Raw genomic sequence first — 16711 nt, 5'->3', positions numbered from 1 at the left:
TCGTGGCCAAAGAGCCGGTCACGTTACTCAGGCTGGTGGTGGATCTCAAGTTAATGGTTGGGTGTCAGGGGGTTGGGGGCCGCAGCGCAGCCCCCAGCGTTCACTCAACCGCCCAGGTAGGCATCGCGCACTTTCGGGTCGGTCAACAGGCCTTCGCCGGTGCCCTGCATTACCACTCGGCCGTTTTCCAGCACATAGGCGCGGTCAGCGATCTTCAGCGCCTGGTTGGCGTTCTGCTCCACCAGGAACACGGTGACGCCATCGCGGCGCAACTGTTCGATGATGTCGAAAATCTGCTGGATGATGATCGGTGCCAGGCCCAGCGAGGGTTCGTCCAGCAACAACAGCTTGGGCTTGCTCATCAAGGCCCTGCCGATGGCCAGCATCTGCTGCTCGCCACCGGACATGGTGCCACCGCGCTGGGTGTAGCGTTCTTTCAGGCGCGGGAACAGCTGCAGCACCTTGTCCAGCTGCGCCTGGTAATCGCCCTTGTCGGTGAAAAAGCCGCCCATCGCCAGGTTTTCCTCGACAGTCAGGCGCGCGAACACGCGGCGGCCTTCCGGCACCACCGCAATGCTCTTGCGCATGATCTGCGAAGAGGGCTGGCCGACCAGTTCCTCTCCCAGGTACTTGATGCTGCCGCTGTGCGCCTGGGGCGAGCCGCAGAGGGTCATCAGCAGGGTCGACTTGCCGGCGCCGTTGGCGCCGATCAAGGTCACGATTTCGCCCTGGTTGATCTCTACGTTCACGCTGTGCAGGGCCTGGATCTTGCCGTAGAAGGTGGAGACGTTTTCAAACTTCAGCATTTACGCTTCCCCCAGGTAGGCTTTGATCACTTCAGGGTTGTCGCGGATTTCCTGGGGGGTGCCGTGGGCCAGGGGGGTGCCCTGGTTGATCACCACGATATGGTCGGAAATGCTCATCACCAGCTTCATGTCGTGCTCGATCAACAGCACGGTCACGTTGTGCGACTCGCGCAGGTAGGCGATCAGCGCTTTGAGGTCTTCGGTTTCCTTGGGGTTGAGCCCTGCGGCCGGTTCGTCGAGCATGATGATGCGCGGGCGGGTCATCATGCAGCGGGCGATTTCCAGGCGGCGTTGCTGGCCATAGGCGAGGGTGCCGGCGGTACGGTTGGCGAACTCGGTCAGGTTGACCTTCTCCAGCCAGTATTGGGCGCGCTCCATGGCCTCCTTCTCGCTGCGGCGGAAGCTCGGGGTCTTGAACAGGCCGGCGAAGAAGTTGGTGTTCAGGTGACGGTGCTGGGCGATCAGCAGGTTTTCGAGCGCGGTCATTTCCTTGAACAGGCGCACGTTCTGGAAGGTCCGCACCACGCCCTTGCGGGCGATCTGGTGGCCGGCCAGGCCCTGGATCGGCTGGCCGTCGAGCAGGATGGTGCCGCCGCTGGGCTTGTAGAAGCCGGTCAGGCAGTTGAACACCGTGGTCTTGCCGGCGCCGTTCGGGCCGATCAGCGCAACCACTTGTTTTTCCTTGACGGTCAGGGCCACGCCGTTGACCGCCAACAAGCCGCCGAAGCGCATGCTCAGGCCGCTGACTTGCAGAATTTCACGGCTCATCGATGCAGCTCCATATGGGGACGTTGCATAGGCAGCAGGCCTTGCGGACGCCAGATCATCATCAACACCATCAGCGCACCGAACATCAGCATCCGGTATTCGCTGAACTCACGCATCAGCTCCGGCAGCAGGATCATCACGATGGCCGCGAGAATCACGCCCAGTTGTGAGCCCATGCCGCCGAGCACGACGATGGCGAGGATGATCGCCGACTCGATGAAGGTGAACGACTCCGGTGTCACCAGGCCTTGGCGCGCAGCGAAGAAGCTGCCGGCGAATCCGGCGAAGCAGGCACCCAGGGTGAAGGCCGAGAGCTTGATCACGGTTGGGTTGAGCCCCAGTGCGCGGCAGGCAATCTCGTCTTCGCGCAGCGCTTCCCACGCACGGCCGATGGGCATGCGCAGCAGGCGGTTGATGACGAACAGTGCCAGCAAGGCAAGCAACAGCGCCACCAGGTACAGGAAGATCACCTTGTTGATGGAGTTGTACTGCAACCCGAAAAATTCATGGAAGGTCTGCATGCCTTCAGCCGCGCGGCGTTCGAAGGTCAAACCGAAGAATTCGGGTTTGGGGATGTTGCTGATGCCGTTGGGGCCGCCTGTCCAGTCGGTGAGGTTACGCAGGAACAGGCGGATGATCTCGCCAAAGCCCAGGGTCACGATCGCCAGATAGTCACCGCGCAGGCGCAGCACCGGGAAACCGAGCAGGAAACCGAACGTGGCGGCCATCAGGCCGGCGATCGGCAGGCATATCCAGAAGCCCCAGCCCATGTAGTGCGACAGCATGGCATAGGTGTAGGCGCCTACGGCGTAAAAGCCGACATAGCCCAGGTCGAGCAGCCCGGCAAGGCCCACCACGATGTTCAGGCCCAGGCCCAGCAACACGTAGATGAGGATGAGCGTGGCGATGTCCACCGCACCGCGGGAGCCGAAGAAGGGCCACACCAGCGCAGCCACGATCAGGCCCATGATCACCCAGCGTTGGGTTTTGGGCAGTGTCAGGTAGTTGCTGACGGCCGGCGGGATCAGCTTGCGATCCGAGCGGCGCCCCATCACCGAGCTCCACTGCTTGTCGAACAGCACCCGCAGGAACATCAGCACCGAACACACGGCAATGATGCTGAGGGTGAATGAGCCCTGGCTGTGCACGGCCAGGCTGATGCCGTCGATGCTCAGTTTCAGGCCCAGTACCGGGAAGGCCACGGCCCACACCAGCAAGGCGCTGAAGAACGCCTGTTTGAGATTTCTGCTCATACTTTTTCAACCTCCGGGCGGCCCAGAATGCCGGTCGGCCGGAACAACAGGACAAGAACCAACAGGCCGAACGCAACCACGTCCTTGTACTGGTCGCCGAAGATGTCGGCGCCGAACGCTTCGGCCACACCCAGCACCAGCCCACCGAGCATGGCGCCCGGAATGCTGCCGATGCCGCCCAGTACCGCTGCCGTGAAGGCCTTCAGGCCCACCAGGAAACCGGCGTTGGGGTTGATCACCCCGTACTGCATGCTCAGCAGCACGGCCGCCACGGCAGCCAGGGCGGCGCCAATGACGAAGGTGAGGGCGATGATGTTGTTGGTGTTGATGCCCAGCAGGTTGGCCATCTTGATGTCCTCGGCACAGGCGCGGCAGGCGCGGCCCAGGCGGGAACGGGAGATGAACAGGGTCAGGCAGGTCATGGCCACGAGGGTAACCACGAACACCAGGATTTGCATGTAGGACACCAGGACTTCTTCCGCGCCCCCTGGCCCGAACGAGAAGCTGCCGGGGATCAGGTTGGGGATGGACTTGTCCTTGGAGTCTTGCGAAAGCAACACGGTGTTCTGCAGGAAAATCGACATACCGATGGCAGAAATCAGCGGGATCAGCCGGTTGCTGTTGCGCAATGGGCGGTAGGCAACCCGTTCGATGCTGTAGCCATAGGCACTGGTGACGCAGATCGTCGCGACGAAGGCCACGGTCATCAGGATCGGCAGCGAATGGATACCCATCATGGCCAGACCCGCCAGGGCCATGAAGGCCACGTAGGAACCAATCATGTAAACCTCGCCGTGGGCGAAGTTGATCATGCCAATGATGCCGTACACCATCGTGTAGCCGATGGCGATCAAGGCGTAGGTGCTGCCGATGGTCAATCCATTAACCAGTTGTTGGAAGAAATGGTAGATCTCAGGCATTACAGCGCTCCTAAAAACCTGATTTGCATTTCGCTGGCCGGGGTATGGCCAGGAAACCGCGGGTGACGGTTTTAAGATTTTCAGGTGAGCCCGCCCCCGGATCGCGGGGGCGGGCCCATGAACCTCGTAAAACAAAGCCCACTGCTCGCACAGTGGGCTTCTACGGTCAGCTATTAGTCACGCGTGTTACTGAGGGGAGACTTCGGTCTTCGGCTTGCCGAAGTGCCATTCGTAGACCACGAACTTGAAGTCTTTGAGGTCGCCTTTGGCGTCGTAGGACAGCTCGCCAGTCGGGGTCTTGAAGGTGCCGGCGTGGATGGCGGCTGCCACCTTGTCGGTATCTTCGGAACCGGCTTTCTTGATGCCCTGGGCGATCAGCTCAACGGCGGAGTAGGACGGGAACACGAACGGGCCGCTTGGGTCCTTGCCGTCAGCCTTGATGGCGTCGACGATCTTCTTGTTCTCCGGGTCGGCATCGAACGACTTCGGCAGGGTGACCAGCAGGCCTTCGGAGGCATTCTGGGCGATCTGCGAGATGGAGTCGTTGCCCACGCCTTCCGGGCCCATGAACTTGGCTTTCAGGCCTTTTTCCTGCGCCTGGCGCAGAATCAGGCCCAGCTCTGGGTGGTAGCCGCCGTAGTAGACGAAGTCGACGTTGTTCTGCTTGAGCTTCTGGATGATGGACGAGAAGTCCTTGTCACCGGCGTTCAGGCCTTCGAACACGGCAACTTTGACGCCTTTGCCTTCCAGGGTTTGCTTGACCGCAGTGGCGATGCCTTCACCGTATTGCTGTTTGTCGTGCAGCACGGCCACGACCTTGGGCTTGACGTGGTCAGCGATGTAGTTGCCTGCCGCTGGGCCCTGAGCGCTGTCCAGGCCGATGGTGCGGAAGATCATCTTGTAACCGCGAGCGGTAATTTCCGGCGACGTTGCGGCCGGGGTGATCATGATGATGCCTTCGTCTTCATAAACGTCGGAGGCTGGCTGGGTAGAGCTGGAGCACAGGTGGCCGATGACGAACTTGACACCATCGTTTACCACGCGGTTGGCGACCGCTACGGCCTGTTTAGGGTCGCACGCATCGTCGTATTCCTTGGCTTCGAGCATCTTGCCGTCGACACCGCCTGCAGCGTTGATGTCCTTGATGGCCTGCTTGGCGCCGATGAACTGCATGTCGCCGTACTGGGTCACAGGGCCGGTCTTGGGCCCGGCGATCCCGATCTTGATGGTATCGGCGGCAAACGAATGGCTGGCTACCCCGGCCAGAACCATTGCGGCGAACAGCTTGGAAATCTTGATCATAGTGCTCCACTCATTCTGTTGTAATTCTTATAGTCCTGGCGGCCAGGGCTACAGACCGGGCGGGATTTGCGGCGCGGTCATGCCTACGCGCAAGCCCACCTTCCCCGGAACATGTCCCGGAACTGTACCGGTACAGTGTAGAGCGCTGCCCGAGCGCTTGAAAAGCGGTCGAAAAGTGCCTATTTCGCGGGTTGTCGCTTGGTTGACACAAAAGTACAGAAAGGCGCCATTACAAAGCCTGATTCTGCAGCCAGGCCCCACCAATGCGGGGCCAATCGACCAAATTGCATATTTGAAACCGGGTTTTTCTGCAAAAATGCCGGCCTTTGTTATTGGCTATTTTTGCGGATACCACCCATGACGGATGAAACAAGCACCCTCTATGCCAAATTGCTGGGTGAGACGGCAATCATTGAGTGGAAAGCGCTGGAGCGCTTCTGGGCCAAGGGTGACCTGATTTGGGTCGACCCTGCTCTGGACCTGATCACTGTGGCCGAAGCGATGGCTGAAAACCGCAGCGATCTGTTCGCCAAATGGCGCAGTGATGGCACTGTGGGGCCAGTCTCTGCCGATCAGGCGCTTGACCTGCAAACCCGCGACCCAGAGATCTGGGCGGTGGTGGTGTCGCCGTTCATCGTGATACAGGTCAAAGGCGCAGCGCGGGTGTGATCGTTTTTGGTGCGCGCAAATTCGCAGTCGCACCGTTGCAGTGCTCGTTTATGCTCAAGGTGGGTAGAGGTAAGTAACAATTCGGCGTGGCGGTAACAGTTTACGGCATGCGTAAAGCGGCGGTGGCTGGCCCGGCATTGGGCATTCGAGATAGGCTGCCGAGATGTTAGCCACTGCCAGGAGTCATGATGAGCACTGATCTTCCCTCGTTGGCCTTTGCCGGTATCGGTTTGATGGGGTTGCCCATGTGCCGGCGCCTGCTGGCTGCCGGGTACCCGTTGACGGTGTGGAACCGCAGCCCCGACAAGTGCGACGCGCTGGTCGCAGCCGGGGCACGGCGTGCCACCAGCCCTGCCGAACTGAGCCGTGATGCCGATATGGTACTGCTGTGCCTGGCGGACACCGCGGTGGTACGCGAGGTGGTGTTTGGCGAGGCCGGTATTGCGCTAGGCGGGCGCAGTGGCCAGTTGCTGATCGACCTGTCCAGCCTGGAACCCGGTGCCACGCGTGAGATGGCTGCCGAGCTGGCAGCGCTGTGCGGCATGGCCTGGCTGGATGCCCCCGTATCCGGCGGCACCCCTGGTGCCGAAGCCGGTACGTTGGCGATCATGGTGGGCGGTGACGTGCACGACCTGCACCGCGCCCAACCGGTGCTGCAGGTATTGGGGCAGCGGGTCACGCATATGGGCGCAGTGGGGGCTGGGCAGGTCACCAAGGCCTGCAACCAGATGATCGTGGCCTGCAACGCCCTGGTGATTGCCGAGGTGATTGCTCTGGCTGAACGTTCAGGTGTTGATACCCGGTTATTGGCTGAAGCACTGGCGGGTGGTTTCGCCGACTCCAAGCCGCTGCAGATACTCGCCCCGCAGATGGCAGCGAGCACCTACCAACCGATCAAATGGCACGTTCGCACATTGCTCAAGGACCTGGACAACGCGGTGAAGCTGTCCCGCGAGCAGGGCGCTGCAACCCCGATCAGTGGCCTCGCCGCGCAGTTGATGCGCCTGCACGCAAGCCAGGGTTTTCTGGACCAGGATCCGTCGACCTTGGTGGAGCAGTACCGGAGCAAGCCGTAAGGGTCACCGCCGGTGGGCGCAGGCGTAGCAACAGCGGGCGCAGCTCGGCCAGTGCAGCCGGCCGGCCGAGCAGGTAACCCTGTAGGCAGTCACAGCCGTGATCCTGTAGAAACGCCTGCTGTTCGGCCTTTTCCACACCCTCGCTTACCACCTGCAGGTGCAGGGTGTGGGCCATCGCGATAATCGCCTGGACGATCTGACAATCTTTGAGGCTGTGCGGTACGTCTTGCAGGAACGTACGGTCGATCTTCAGCACATCCAGTGGCAGGCGCTTGAGGTAAGCCAATGACGAGTAACCGGTGCCGAAGTCGTCAATGGAAAGCGTCACGCCCAGTGCGCGTATGCACTTGAGCACGTTGACGGTGCGCTGCATGTCGCCCATCAGGGCGTTTTCGGTGACTTCCAGCTCAAGCAGTGTGGCAGCAAGGCCCGTTTCGGCCAGCACCCGCTCCACCTCATTGGGCAGGGCATCGTGGCTGAGGGTCACGGCCGAGCAGTTGACCGTGACCTTGAAGCCACCAACCCCCTGGCGCTGCAGCAGGGCAAGGTCGGTGCAGGCGCGGCGCAGCACCCACAGGTCCAGGTCGATGATCAGGCCGTTGGTTTCGGCAATGCCGATGAAACGGTCAGGCCCCAGCCACCCGTGTTGCGGGTGTTGCCAGCGAACCAGGGCTTCAAGTTTGGCCACCAGGCCAGTACGGGCATCAAAAATGGGTTGGTAGTGCAGAGTCAGCCCGTGCTCTTCGAGCAACGCCAGGCGCAGTTCCTCTTCCAACTGCAGGGCGAGGGTGGCCTGGGTCTTGAGGCTGTCGTCGAAAAAATGCCAGCCGTTGCGGCCATTGGCCTTGCACTGGTAAAGGGCCAGGTCGGCATTTTTCATCAGTTCTTCGGCGCTGGTGCCATCGTCTGGAAACAGGCTGATGCCAATGCTGGTGGTCATCACCATGCGCCGGCCACCGAGGTCAATGGGGTCCTTCATGCGCTGCAGGATACGCTGTGCCAGGTGTTGTGCCTCCTCGCGCCCGCTCAGGCTGGTGACTACGCAGAACTCGTCGCCCCCCAGGCGCGCGACCAGGTCCTGGCTACGGGTGGCGGCCTTGATGTGGCTGGCGATCACGGTCAGCAAGCGGTCGCCGGCCGGGTGGCCGAGGCTGTCATTGATACGTTTGAAATGGTCGATATCCAGGCACATGACTGCCATGCGGCCTTCGCAAGCCTGATGCTCGGCAAGGCGCTCGGCAAAGACCTGGTTGAAGCCTCGTCGGTTGACCAGGCTGGTCAGTGCGTCGTAGTGCGCAGCCTGTTGCAGGGAGGCACGGGCCTGGTCCAGTTGGCCAAGCAGCACACTGACCCGGCGCAGGTCATGCTCCTTGCTCTGCAGCTTTTTGTCAGCCAGCGCCGCACTGATGCTGGCGCCGCTGATCAGCAGGGTAATGAAGCCCACGCCCAGCCCCAGTTGCAGGCTGTTGTCAGCAGACGGCAGGCGGATTGCCATGTCCGTTGGGATCACCAGTGTCATGGCCGACATGGCGGTGAAATGGGTGGCAACGATGCCCCCCGCCATCACCAGGCTGGCAGCATATTTCATTGACTGGTGCAGCCTGCCGCTGCCTTTGCGGAAGTAGCGGGCCAGCCACAAGGCCGACAGGCTTGTGAACAACGCGATCACAGCGCATACCAGCAGCAGGTCGGTGCGGTAATACTGAACTGCGCCGGTTTGCATGGCCGCCATGCCTACAAAATGCATGATCACGATGCCCAGGCCGATCAGCGCTGCGCTTTGCAGGTAGTGCCGGGTGTGCATTTGGTGCCGGCCAAAGCTGTACATCGCCCAGCAGGCAACTATCAGCGCAATCAGCAACGAAAGCGCGGTGAGGGTCACGTCGTAATGAACTTCCAGCGGCACCTGGAAGGCGAGCATGCTGATGAAGTGCATGGCCCAGATACCGCCTGCCAGGCAACAGGCGCCCAGTAACGCCCAACGTCGATAGGCTGCGGTGTTTTCGCTGCTGCACTGGCGTTCGGCCATGTCCAGGGTGGCAAAGCAGCCGGCCCAGGCCACCAGGTATGCCAGTAGCACCAGAACGGGTTCGTGTCGGCAGTCCATCACCACATGGCCAGTGGCTGGAAGGTCAGCGAACAGTCGTAGCTCAATCCACTCCATGGAACGCCCCGTTATCGTGTATCCGCACGCACGATCGGTGCAGACCATCCGAGGGAGTATAGGGAATGGGGCTCAGGCCATCATCGGGTAATGGCACATTGACTTCAACGATTTGGATATCGGAGGTATAGCAGGCGGGAATATGCGGGGTGGGGAAGGTTCAGGAGCGGCCAGCCAAGGGCCGCTCCTGTTTCAACTTAGGCTAGCCGGCTACCAGTACGCGAATTGCTTCAAGACGCAAGGCCGCCTTTTCCAGCATGGCCAGGCCTTGTTCACGTTGCTTGCGAAGGGCTTCGACTTCGCTTTCACGCACGCTCGGGTTGACCGCCTGCAGTGCTACCAGGCGCGCCAGTTCCTCATCTGCCTCAGCCGCCAGACGGCGTTGGGCCTCGGCCACGCGCTCAACGTGGGTAGGCACCACTTTCTCTTCACCGCTGCTGATGCGTTTGGCCAGTACGTCACGTTGCGCTTGCACGAACTTGTTGGCGCTGGCGCGCGGCACGCTCTCGAGCTGATCGTTCAGGGTTTCGAAGGCCACGCGGGTGGCCAGGTCGTTACCATTGGCGTCCAGCAGGCAGCGCAGGGCGGCGGGTGGCAGGTAGCGCCCCAACTGCAGGCTGCGCGGGGCCACCACTTCGCTGACGAACAGCAGTTCGAGCAGCACCGTGCCGGGCTTGAGGGCCTTGTTCTTGATCAGCGCCACGGCGGTGTTGCCCATCGAGCCGGACAGCACCAGGTCCATGCCGCCCTGTACCATCGGGTGTTCCCAGGTAAGGAACTGCATGTCTTCGCGCGACAGGGCCTGGGCGCGGTCGTAGGTGATGGTGACACCCTCGTCGTCCCCCAGCGGGAAGCTGGCGTCGAGCATTTTTTCGCTCGGCTTGAGGATCAGTGCGTTCTCGGAGTGGTCTTCGCTGTCGATGCCGAACGCATCGAACAAGGTTTCCATGTAGATAGGCAGGGCGAACTGGTCGTCCTGTTCCAGAATTGCTTCGACCAGTGCTTCACCTTCGCCGGCGCCCCCGGAGTTGAGTTCCAGCAACCGGTCACGCCCGGTGTGCAGTTCGGCTTCCAGGCGCTGGCGCTCTGTGCTCGCTTCTGCCACCAGGGCATCCCAGGGCTTGTTGTCCTGGCCTTGCAGCAACGGCAACAACCGCGGGCCAAACTGGTGTTGCAGTGCGTTGCCAGTGGGGCAGGTGTTGAGGAAGGCATTCAGGCCTTCGTGGTACCACTGGAACAGGCGCTCCTGCGGCGTGCCCAGCAGGTAGGGAATATGCAGCTCAATGGTGTGTTTCTGGCCGATCCGGTCCAGGCGCCCGATGCGCTGCTCCAGCAAGTCGGGGTGCGCTGGCAGGTCGAACATCACCAGATGATGGGCAAACTGGAAGTTGCGCCCCTCGCTGCCGATTTCCGAACATACCAGCACCTGGGCGCCGAACTCTTCGTCGGCGAAGTACGCAGCGGCGCGGTCACGCTCAAGGATACTCATGCCTTCGTGGAACACCGATGCCGGTATGCCAGAGCGCACGCGCAGGGCGTCTTCCAGGTCCATCGCGGTTTCGGCGTGGGCGCAGATCACCAGCACCTTGGTGCGCTTGAGCATTTTCAGGGTGTCGATCAGCCAGTCGACCCGCGGGTCGAAGCGCCACCAGCGCTCATCGTCTGCCACCTCTCCCTGGGCCTGGAAGGCCACTTCGGGGTACAGCTCGGCATGCTCGCCGACCGGCAGGTTGCCGTACTGTTCTGGGGCGGGCAGCGGGTAGGCATGCAACTGCCGCTCCGGGAAGCCCTGGATTGCCGCACGGGTGTTGCGGAACAGGACACGACCGGTGCCGTGGCGGTCCAGCAGTTCGCGGATCAGGCGGGCGCTGGCCTGGGTGTCGCCATCGCTGACGGCAGCCAGCAACGCTTCGCCTTCGGCCCCGAGAAAGCCCTGGATGGTGGCATGGGCCTTGGGCGACAGGCGGCCGTCGTCCAGCAATTCCTGCACGGCCTCGGCCACGGGCCGATAGTGCTCGCTTTCGGCGCGGAAGGCGGCCAGGTCATGGAAGCGGTTAGGGTCCAGCAGGCGCAGGCGGGCAAAGTGGCTGTCTTGGCCCAGCTGCTCCGGCGTGGCGGTGAGCAGCAACACACCCGGGATCACCTGGGACAGTTGTTCGACCAAGGCATATTCGGCACTGGCCTGTTCTTCGTGCCAGACCAGGTGGTGAGCCTCGTCGACTACCATCAGGTCCCAGCCGGCAGCGAACATCGCATCCTGGGCCTTTTCATCCTCCACCAGCCATTCCAAGGCAACCAGTGCCAGCTGCGCGTCCTCGAAGGGGTTGCTGGCATCGCTTTCAATGAAGCGCTCGGCATCGAACAGGGCGACCTGCAGGTTGAAGCGGCGGCGCATTTCCACCAGCCACTGGTGCTGGAGGTTTTCCGGCACCAGGATGAGCACGCGGCTGGCACGGCCAGACAGCAACTGGCGATGAATCACCAGGCCGGCCTCGATGGTTTTACCCAGGCCCACTTCGTCGGCCAGCAGTACCCGAGGGGCGCTGCGGTCGGCGACCTCGCGGGCAATGTGCAATTGGTGCGCAATAGGTTGCGCGCGGCAACCGCCCAGGCCCCACAGCGCTGACTGCATCTGCTTGCTGGTGTGGTGCAGCGTGTTGTAGCGCAGGCTGAACCAGGGCAGCGGGTCGATCTGCCCGGCGAACAGGCGGTCGCTGGCCAGGCGGAACTGGATGAAGTTGGACAGCTGGGTTTCTGGCAGTGTGCGCGGCTGGTTCTGGCCGTCCAGGCCGTGGTAGACCATCAGGCCGTCGATGTCCTCGACTTCCCGTACGGTCAGCTTCCAGCCTTCGAAATGGGTGATCTGGTCGCCCGGGGAAAAGCGCACGCGGGTCAGCGGCGCGTTGCGCAGGGAGTACTGACGGGTATCGCCAGTGGCCGGGTAGAGCACGGTCAAGAGGCGGCCATCCTGCGCCAGGATGGTACCCAGGCCGAGCTCTGCTTCGCTGTCGCTGATCCAGCGTTGCCCCGGTTGATACTGCTGCGCCATACTGCCTGAACTCCCGCGATGAAAAAGCCGATTATGTTAACGGATCGGCCGGCCAGACCAAAGTGCCGAGTGCACCTTCTGGCGCCGAACGGTGATGGCAAATGCGTCATTCTAGCCGTTTCATCGCCTCATGCCGTGCTGCTCGAGGGTCGTTCATCAACATGTCTGCCAAGCATCACTGGACAAGCACTGGCCTGGTGGCTGGCTGCCTGTTGTTGGCCGCGTGCCAGCAGAAGAACTTCGAGACACTGCCTGCCATCCCCGTCGAGCAGTTGGAGGTGTTGGGGGTGCAGGCGCCGATCAAGAGCGTGCACTTTCGCGACCGTGATGGCGAAGGCTTGCTGGTGCTGAGCCGCAGCGATGGCCAGGCCAGCGACCCGGACAGCGAACAGGAAGTGGACAAGGTGGTGCTGAAAGCCACCCTGTACGGGCGCAGTGCAGAGCGCGAGGCATTCAAGCCCCGCTGGCAGATCGAACAGGAAACCACCTGCCCAGGCCTCGACCTGGATGTGGACTTCTACGCCGACGTCAGCGATGTCAGCGACCTCAATGGCGATGGCGTTGCGGAAGTGACCGTCGCCAGCCATGCATACTGCGGCGGGGGGATCGACCCCCACGACATCGCCATCGAGATGCGCGAGGGGCAGGCCGTCTACACCATCACCGGGCAGTCGCTGATTACCCCGGCCGGCGAGGAGCCGATAGGCGGCGAACGCGTGGACAGCGCTTCGCTCAAGGCCGCATCGGCGCAGGTTCGAGCCCATATGGATGCGGTGTGGCAGCAGGTGTACAAGCGGCCCTGGAGCGAAGTCAGCCCGCCAGCCGACGACGACCCGGATGACGAAGCCGAATAATTGTTGTCCATGACATCAAGGTCAATTCGCGCCTGCCGATACAGGAGCATAGGAGAACGTCCATGCTGCCACCGATCATCCCGCTCAGTGCCGTACCGGTGACCTCGCAACAGGACCCGGTAAAACCTACCCCGGATATCAAACCGGTGGTGCCTGCGCAGCCGGCTTCCGGCGAAAGCGCCATCGATCTCAAGCAGCAGCGCGACCCCCAGGAGCAGGAGCTGCTGCTGCGTGAAGAGCAGCGCCGTCAGCAACAGCGCCGGCGTCAGGGCGATCAGCAGCGTTTCAGTGCCGTGCCGGGTGACGAGGTCAATGCCGACAACACGGTGCCGGTGGCACCGTTGATGGGGGAGCCCGTGCGTCAGGGCCTGCTGGTTGATATCGAAGTCTGAGGCAGGGCTGGTCAGCGCCTGCCCCTGGCGTCATCATGCAATCTCCGTAGATCGTCGAGCCCGAGCATGAGCCAAGACAACCTCATCGATTTCGATGCCGAGCGCGCCAAGCGCGTGCATGACCTCAAGGAAAAGCGCCTGAACGAGATGCGCAACGCGTTCGAGCAGGCCTTGCCATTGAATGCCTCCAAGAAGAAGCCCAAGCGCAAGCCCAAGAAGCGCTGAAACTTGACGCAGGTCAAGCCTGCGCCTGCCTCCTGTGCCCGCCCCCGGGCACCCTCCATACCCATTGACACCGGTCAATTTTCCCCGCTCGCAGATTGGTTAACTTAGCCCCATCGGACAACGGCACACGAATGGAGGCCAGCATGTTCTTCGACAACGTGGTTATCGCAGGCGTGGTAACAGTTGGGTTGATGGTGGCTTTCTTTGCCGGTCTGGGCATTTTCATCTGGAAGGACTCGAACAAGCGCAAAGGGCGCTGACCTTTCAGGTACACGAGCACGCAAGGCATTTAGGGCGACTTCGGTCGCCCATTTTTTTGCCTGGAGGCTTTGTATTCAAGGGTGCGAGTGCGCTCAGCGTCGCTTGGCGTACGTGTCTTTCAACTTCATCGGGAGGTTAGGTGATGGCCATCACATCGCAGGACATCTGCAGCGCTGCCGAACAGCTCAAGGGTTTTGTCGGGTTCCATGGCAAGCGCGGCTGCCACATTGTGCGCTTTTCCGAGGATTCGTTCGGCATGGATGTCGCCGACGCCAGTATCACGCCGTGCAACGAGTTCGTCTGGCGCCACGAGCAGGGGCAGCGCATGGCGCTTTGCCGTGAACGGCTTGCCTTGCTGTTGGCGCAGCATGTGGATGACCGCCTGAATATCACTGAGCCTCTACGGGCCTACCTGCGCCGCAGTGACCTGCCCGAGATAGTGGCTGAGCGCAAGTTGCAGGCGGCTGCCCAGGTCAGCGGGCAAGGGACATGAGGTCTGGCATTTCGTGCAGTCCTTGCGTGCCAGCATGCAACCGGTGCGCGACCATTACTTGATCGCGGCCGGCGCCTTTGGCCGTATACAGCGCCCGGTCTGCCTGTTCCAGCCAGGTGTCGGAGGTATCAAGGTGGGCGCCGAACGGGCACAGGCCAATGCTGAGGCTGATGCGGAGGGTGGGCAGCTGCGGGTTGCGGTAGCTGCCAACCCGCTCGCGCAAGCGTTCCATCGCCTGGCAGGCCTGCGCCTCGCTGGTGTCTGGCAGGATCACGCAGAACTCATCGCCCCCGTAACGCCCGGCCTGGTCGCCCTCGCGCAGGGTGCGGCGCAGCTCGGCGCTCAATTGACGCAGCACGCAGTCGCCGATGACGTGGCCAAAGGTATCGTTGATTGCCTTGAAGTGGTCGATGTCGATCAGTGCAATGACTGCGTCGCTGCGGTGTTTCCTGCATTTCTGAAAGTTCAGCATCAGCAGGTCCTTCCAGGCGCCATGGTTGAGCAGCCCGGTCAGGCTGTCGGTAAGGCTCAGCGCGCCAAGCCTTCGCTTGTGCTCGGCAAGCTTGATTGCCAACTGATAGCAGACCCAGCCCAGCGCCATTGGATAGAGGGTGAGCATGGGCAGGCTGGCGTAGACTTGCAGCGTGGTGGCCTCAAGCTCCAGCCCGGGGCCGAGCAACAGTACAGCAACGGCCATACCGCCCAATTGCGCCAGTGCGCCGCGCCGCACCAGGCGTTTTCCGCCGGCCGACACGTTGTTCATGGTCATCATCGACAGCACGGTGACTGTCGGCAGTGGGTTGAAATGCATGGCTGCTGCCCAGAACCCGCCCATTAGCGAGTCGAGCACAAGGTTGCGCTGTTCTGCCTGGTAGGGCGCCTCGGAGCGTGCAGCCCATTGGTAGGCAAGGTGGGGCCATACCAGGCCATTGAACAGCATGAAAGCCCACACCCATGGAGGGGGCGAGAGCGGCGCCGTGCCTGCCATCACACACAATAAACCGATGCCCATGCCAAAAACACGCGGCAGGTAGATGCGCTTGGCGAATGAAAGGCCCTTGCCGGAGGGTGTGTTCATGGCTGTGGAATCTCTGTCAGGTAACCGTTTATCGCATAAATCGCATGAATATTGTGAAACAGTGTCGCGCCTCCGAACACTGGCCTTACAGGCCAATTCAAGGTTGATGCGATCACTGGCCGGGCGGGGTAGGGCTGGCTGTCGGCAACGGCTGCTAAGTGCAAGGGTTTGGGGCGCGGGAATCGGGAGGAGGGGGTGCCACCTGGTCCTGATGTGGGGCAGGGCCAGGTGGGCGAGGGTCAGCGTTGGTGAGTGGCGCGGTCCTGTTCTGACGCTTTTTCGTCCTCGAGCAGTTTCGACGGGGGCTTGCCGCTGTCGCTGCGTACCTGCGCGTGGCTGATGAGGGCGAAGATGAAACTGCCACCTATGATATTGCCTGCCAAGGTAGGCAGTGCAAAATGGAGCCAGAAGCTGCTCCAGGTTTCTTCGCCGGCCCACACCAGGTAGGACACCTCCACCGAACCCACCACGATGTGGGTGAAGTCGCCGAGTGCCATCAGGTAGGTAATAAGCAGGATGATCCAGATCTTGGCATTTTCCATGGACGGGATCATCCATACCATGGTGGCGATCATCCAGCCCGATACAATGCCCTTGGCGAACATCTGGCCAATGTCGTTCTCCATCACCTTGTGGCCCACCTCCAGGAAGGCAAGGTCGGTCTTGGTATCGAAGATCGGCAGCTCCAGCATTACCCATGCCACCAGCAGCGTGCCGGCGAGGTTGCCTGCCAGCACCACCCCCCACAGGCGCAGCAGGCGGCCGAAGTTCGCCAGGGTGGGCGTGGTCATTACCGGCAGTACAGCGGTGAGGGTGTTTTCGGTGAACAACTGCTGCCGCGCCAGGATGACTGCCAGGAACCCGGCGCTGTAACCGATGCTTGCAATGACCTGGGCGCTTTCGCCGTCGGGTAGGCGGGAATACAGCAGCCCCATGGCCATCAGCGACAAGCCCATGGACAACCCGGCTGCCAAGGCAGACCACCAAAGCGCAGCCAGGGTCCGTTCCAGTTCCTGATCGCCCTGAAGGCGTATGGTTTCGTGCAGCACCGCCGCCCTGGGCGGCTGGTTTACGCTGACTTCCTGCTGTTCATCCGCAGACAAGCCCGGGGTTTTCTCGCTGTGCGCGTCGCTCATCGCCGCTACGCTCCGTGGTGGGTTTCTCTACAGATCCACCGGGCCCTTATTTAGTTGCCGCGCAAGTGCCCGGGCACTGCAAAAGTTTTTTCAGATCAAGGTGTTGACTCCCAATTTAAACCGCGTATTATTCGCCACCTCGCAGCGATCAACGCTTCGGGGCGAGTCAGGTGTTGTTGAGTTTGATAGCTTCTCTGGAAGTCTTTGAAAAACCTCAAAATAAACGCTTGACAGCAAATGAGGAAAGCGTAGAATGCGCGCCTCG

Annotated in this window: 16 protein-coding genes; 7 read left to right on the top strand and 9 right to left on the bottom strand. The window is 61.6% G+C overall.

Annotated features, from left to right (window positions below; all coding sequences use genetic code 11):
• Positions 1–104: 104 nt before the first annotated feature.
• From IAE38_RS12150 to IAE38_RS12130, 5 genes are all read right to left on the bottom strand, one after another.
• Positions 105–806 (bottom strand): ABC transporter ATP-binding protein, encoded by a 702-nt coding sequence (locus tag IAE38_RS12150; RefSeq protein WP_028633207.1) that lies wholly within the window; start codon positions 804–806, stop codon positions 105–107.
• Positions 807–1574 carry a high-affinity branched-chain amino acid ABC transporter ATP-binding protein LivG gene (livG, locus tag IAE38_RS12145; protein ID WP_201217739.1) on the bottom strand — a complete coding sequence of 256 codons (768 nt, stop codon included), beginning with the start codon at positions 1572–1574 and terminating at the stop codon, positions 807–809.
• Positions 1571–2827, bottom strand: a complete 1257-nt coding sequence (locus IAE38_RS12140; protein WP_201217737.1) for a high-affinity branched-chain amino acid ABC transporter permease LivM — start codon at positions 2825–2827, stop codon at positions 1571–1573. Before IAE38_RS12140 ends, livG begins: the two co-directional genes overlap by 4 nt.
• Positions 2824–3747 carry a high-affinity branched-chain amino acid ABC transporter permease LivH gene (livH, locus tag IAE38_RS12135; RefSeq protein WP_028633204.1) on the bottom strand — a complete coding sequence of 308 codons (924 nt, stop codon included), beginning with the start codon at positions 3745–3747 and terminating at the stop codon, positions 2824–2826. The genes IAE38_RS12140 and livH overlap by 4 nt, the downstream gene beginning before the upstream one ends.
• 186 nt (positions 3748–3933) lie before the next feature.
• A complete protein-coding gene (locus tag IAE38_RS12130) occupies positions 3934–5049 on the bottom strand; it encodes a branched-chain amino acid ABC transporter substrate-binding protein (RefSeq protein WP_028633203.1) in 1116 nt (371 codons plus the stop codon).
• Between the two features lie 357 nt (positions 5050–5406).
• On the opposite strand from IAE38_RS12130, the gene IAE38_RS12125 reads away from it, so the two are divergent.
• Complete coding sequence (locus IAE38_RS12125) at positions 5407–5718, top strand: DUF2288 domain-containing protein (protein ID WP_201217733.1); 312 nt, start codon at positions 5407–5409, stop codon at positions 5716–5718.
• 188 nt (positions 5719–5906) lie between these two features.
• A complete protein-coding gene (locus IAE38_RS12120) occupies positions 5907–6794 on the top strand; it encodes an NAD(P)-dependent oxidoreductase (RefSeq protein WP_201217731.1) in 888 nt (295 codons plus the stop codon).
• Here the strand turns inward: IAE38_RS12120 and IAE38_RS12115 are convergent.
• Positions 6694–8958: a putative bifunctional diguanylate cyclase/phosphodiesterase gene (locus tag IAE38_RS12115; RefSeq protein ID WP_201217729.1), complete on the bottom strand. Its 2265-nt coding sequence runs from the start codon at positions 8956–8958 to the stop codon at positions 6694–6696. The genes IAE38_RS12120 and IAE38_RS12115 overlap by 101 nt on opposite strands.
• A gap of 202 nt (positions 8959–9160) precedes the next feature.
• Positions 9161–12007: an RNA polymerase-associated protein RapA gene (gene rapA, locus IAE38_RS12110; RefSeq protein WP_201164407.1), complete on the bottom strand. Its 2847-nt coding sequence runs from the start codon at positions 12005–12007 to the stop codon at positions 9161–9163.
• A gap of 161 nt (positions 12008–12168) precedes the next feature.
• Between rapA and IAE38_RS12105 the strand changes: the two genes are divergently transcribed.
• From IAE38_RS12105 to IAE38_RS12090, 5 genes are all read left to right on the top strand, one after another.
• On the top strand, positions 12169–12861 hold the full coding sequence (locus tag IAE38_RS12105; protein WP_201217794.1) for a M949_RS01915 family surface polysaccharide biosynthesis protein: 693 nt from the start codon (positions 12169–12171) through the stop codon (positions 12859–12861).
• A gap of 62 nt (positions 12862–12923) precedes the next feature.
• Positions 12924–13253, top strand: coding sequence for a hypothetical protein (locus IAE38_RS12100; protein ID WP_028633198.1), 330 nt, complete (start codon positions 12924–12926; stop codon positions 13251–13253).
• A 66-nt stretch (positions 13254–13319) separates the two neighbouring features.
• On the top strand, positions 13320–13478 hold the full coding sequence (locus IAE38_RS12095) for a hypothetical protein (protein WP_169338811.1): 159 nt from the start codon (positions 13320–13322) through the stop codon (positions 13476–13478).
• A gap of 143 nt (positions 13479–13621) precedes the next feature.
• Positions 13622–13738, top strand: coding sequence for a cytochrome c oxidase subunit CcoM (gene ccoM, locus IAE38_RS24160; protein WP_028633197.1), 117 nt, complete (start codon positions 13622–13624; stop codon positions 13736–13738).
• 143 nt (positions 13739–13881) lie between these two features.
• Positions 13882–14232 (top strand): DUF2025 family protein, encoded by a 351-nt coding sequence (locus IAE38_RS12090; RefSeq protein WP_028633196.1) that lies wholly within the window; start codon positions 13882–13884, stop codon positions 14230–14232.
• Here IAE38_RS12090 and IAE38_RS12085 read toward each other — a convergent pair.
• A complete protein-coding gene (locus tag IAE38_RS12085) occupies positions 14213–15310 on the bottom strand; it encodes a diguanylate cyclase (protein WP_201217728.1) in 1098 nt (365 codons plus the stop codon). The two genes, IAE38_RS12090 and IAE38_RS12085, sit on opposite strands and share 20 nt — an antisense overlap.
• Before the next feature lie 239 nt (positions 15311–15549).
• A complete protein-coding gene (locus tag IAE38_RS12080; protein ID WP_201217726.1) occupies positions 15550–16446 on the bottom strand; it encodes a formate/nitrite transporter family protein in 897 nt (298 codons plus the stop codon).
• Positions 16447–16711 lie beyond the last annotated feature (265 nt).

The sequence above is a fragment of the Pseudomonas sp. S32 genome, assembly GCF_016648095.1.
Lineage (GTDB): Bacteria > Pseudomonadota > Gammaproteobacteria > Pseudomonadales > Pseudomonadaceae > Aquipseudomonas > Aquipseudomonas parafulva.
Note: the sequence above shows the minus strand (reverse complement) of the source record. Positions and strands in the feature narration are given on the sequence as shown.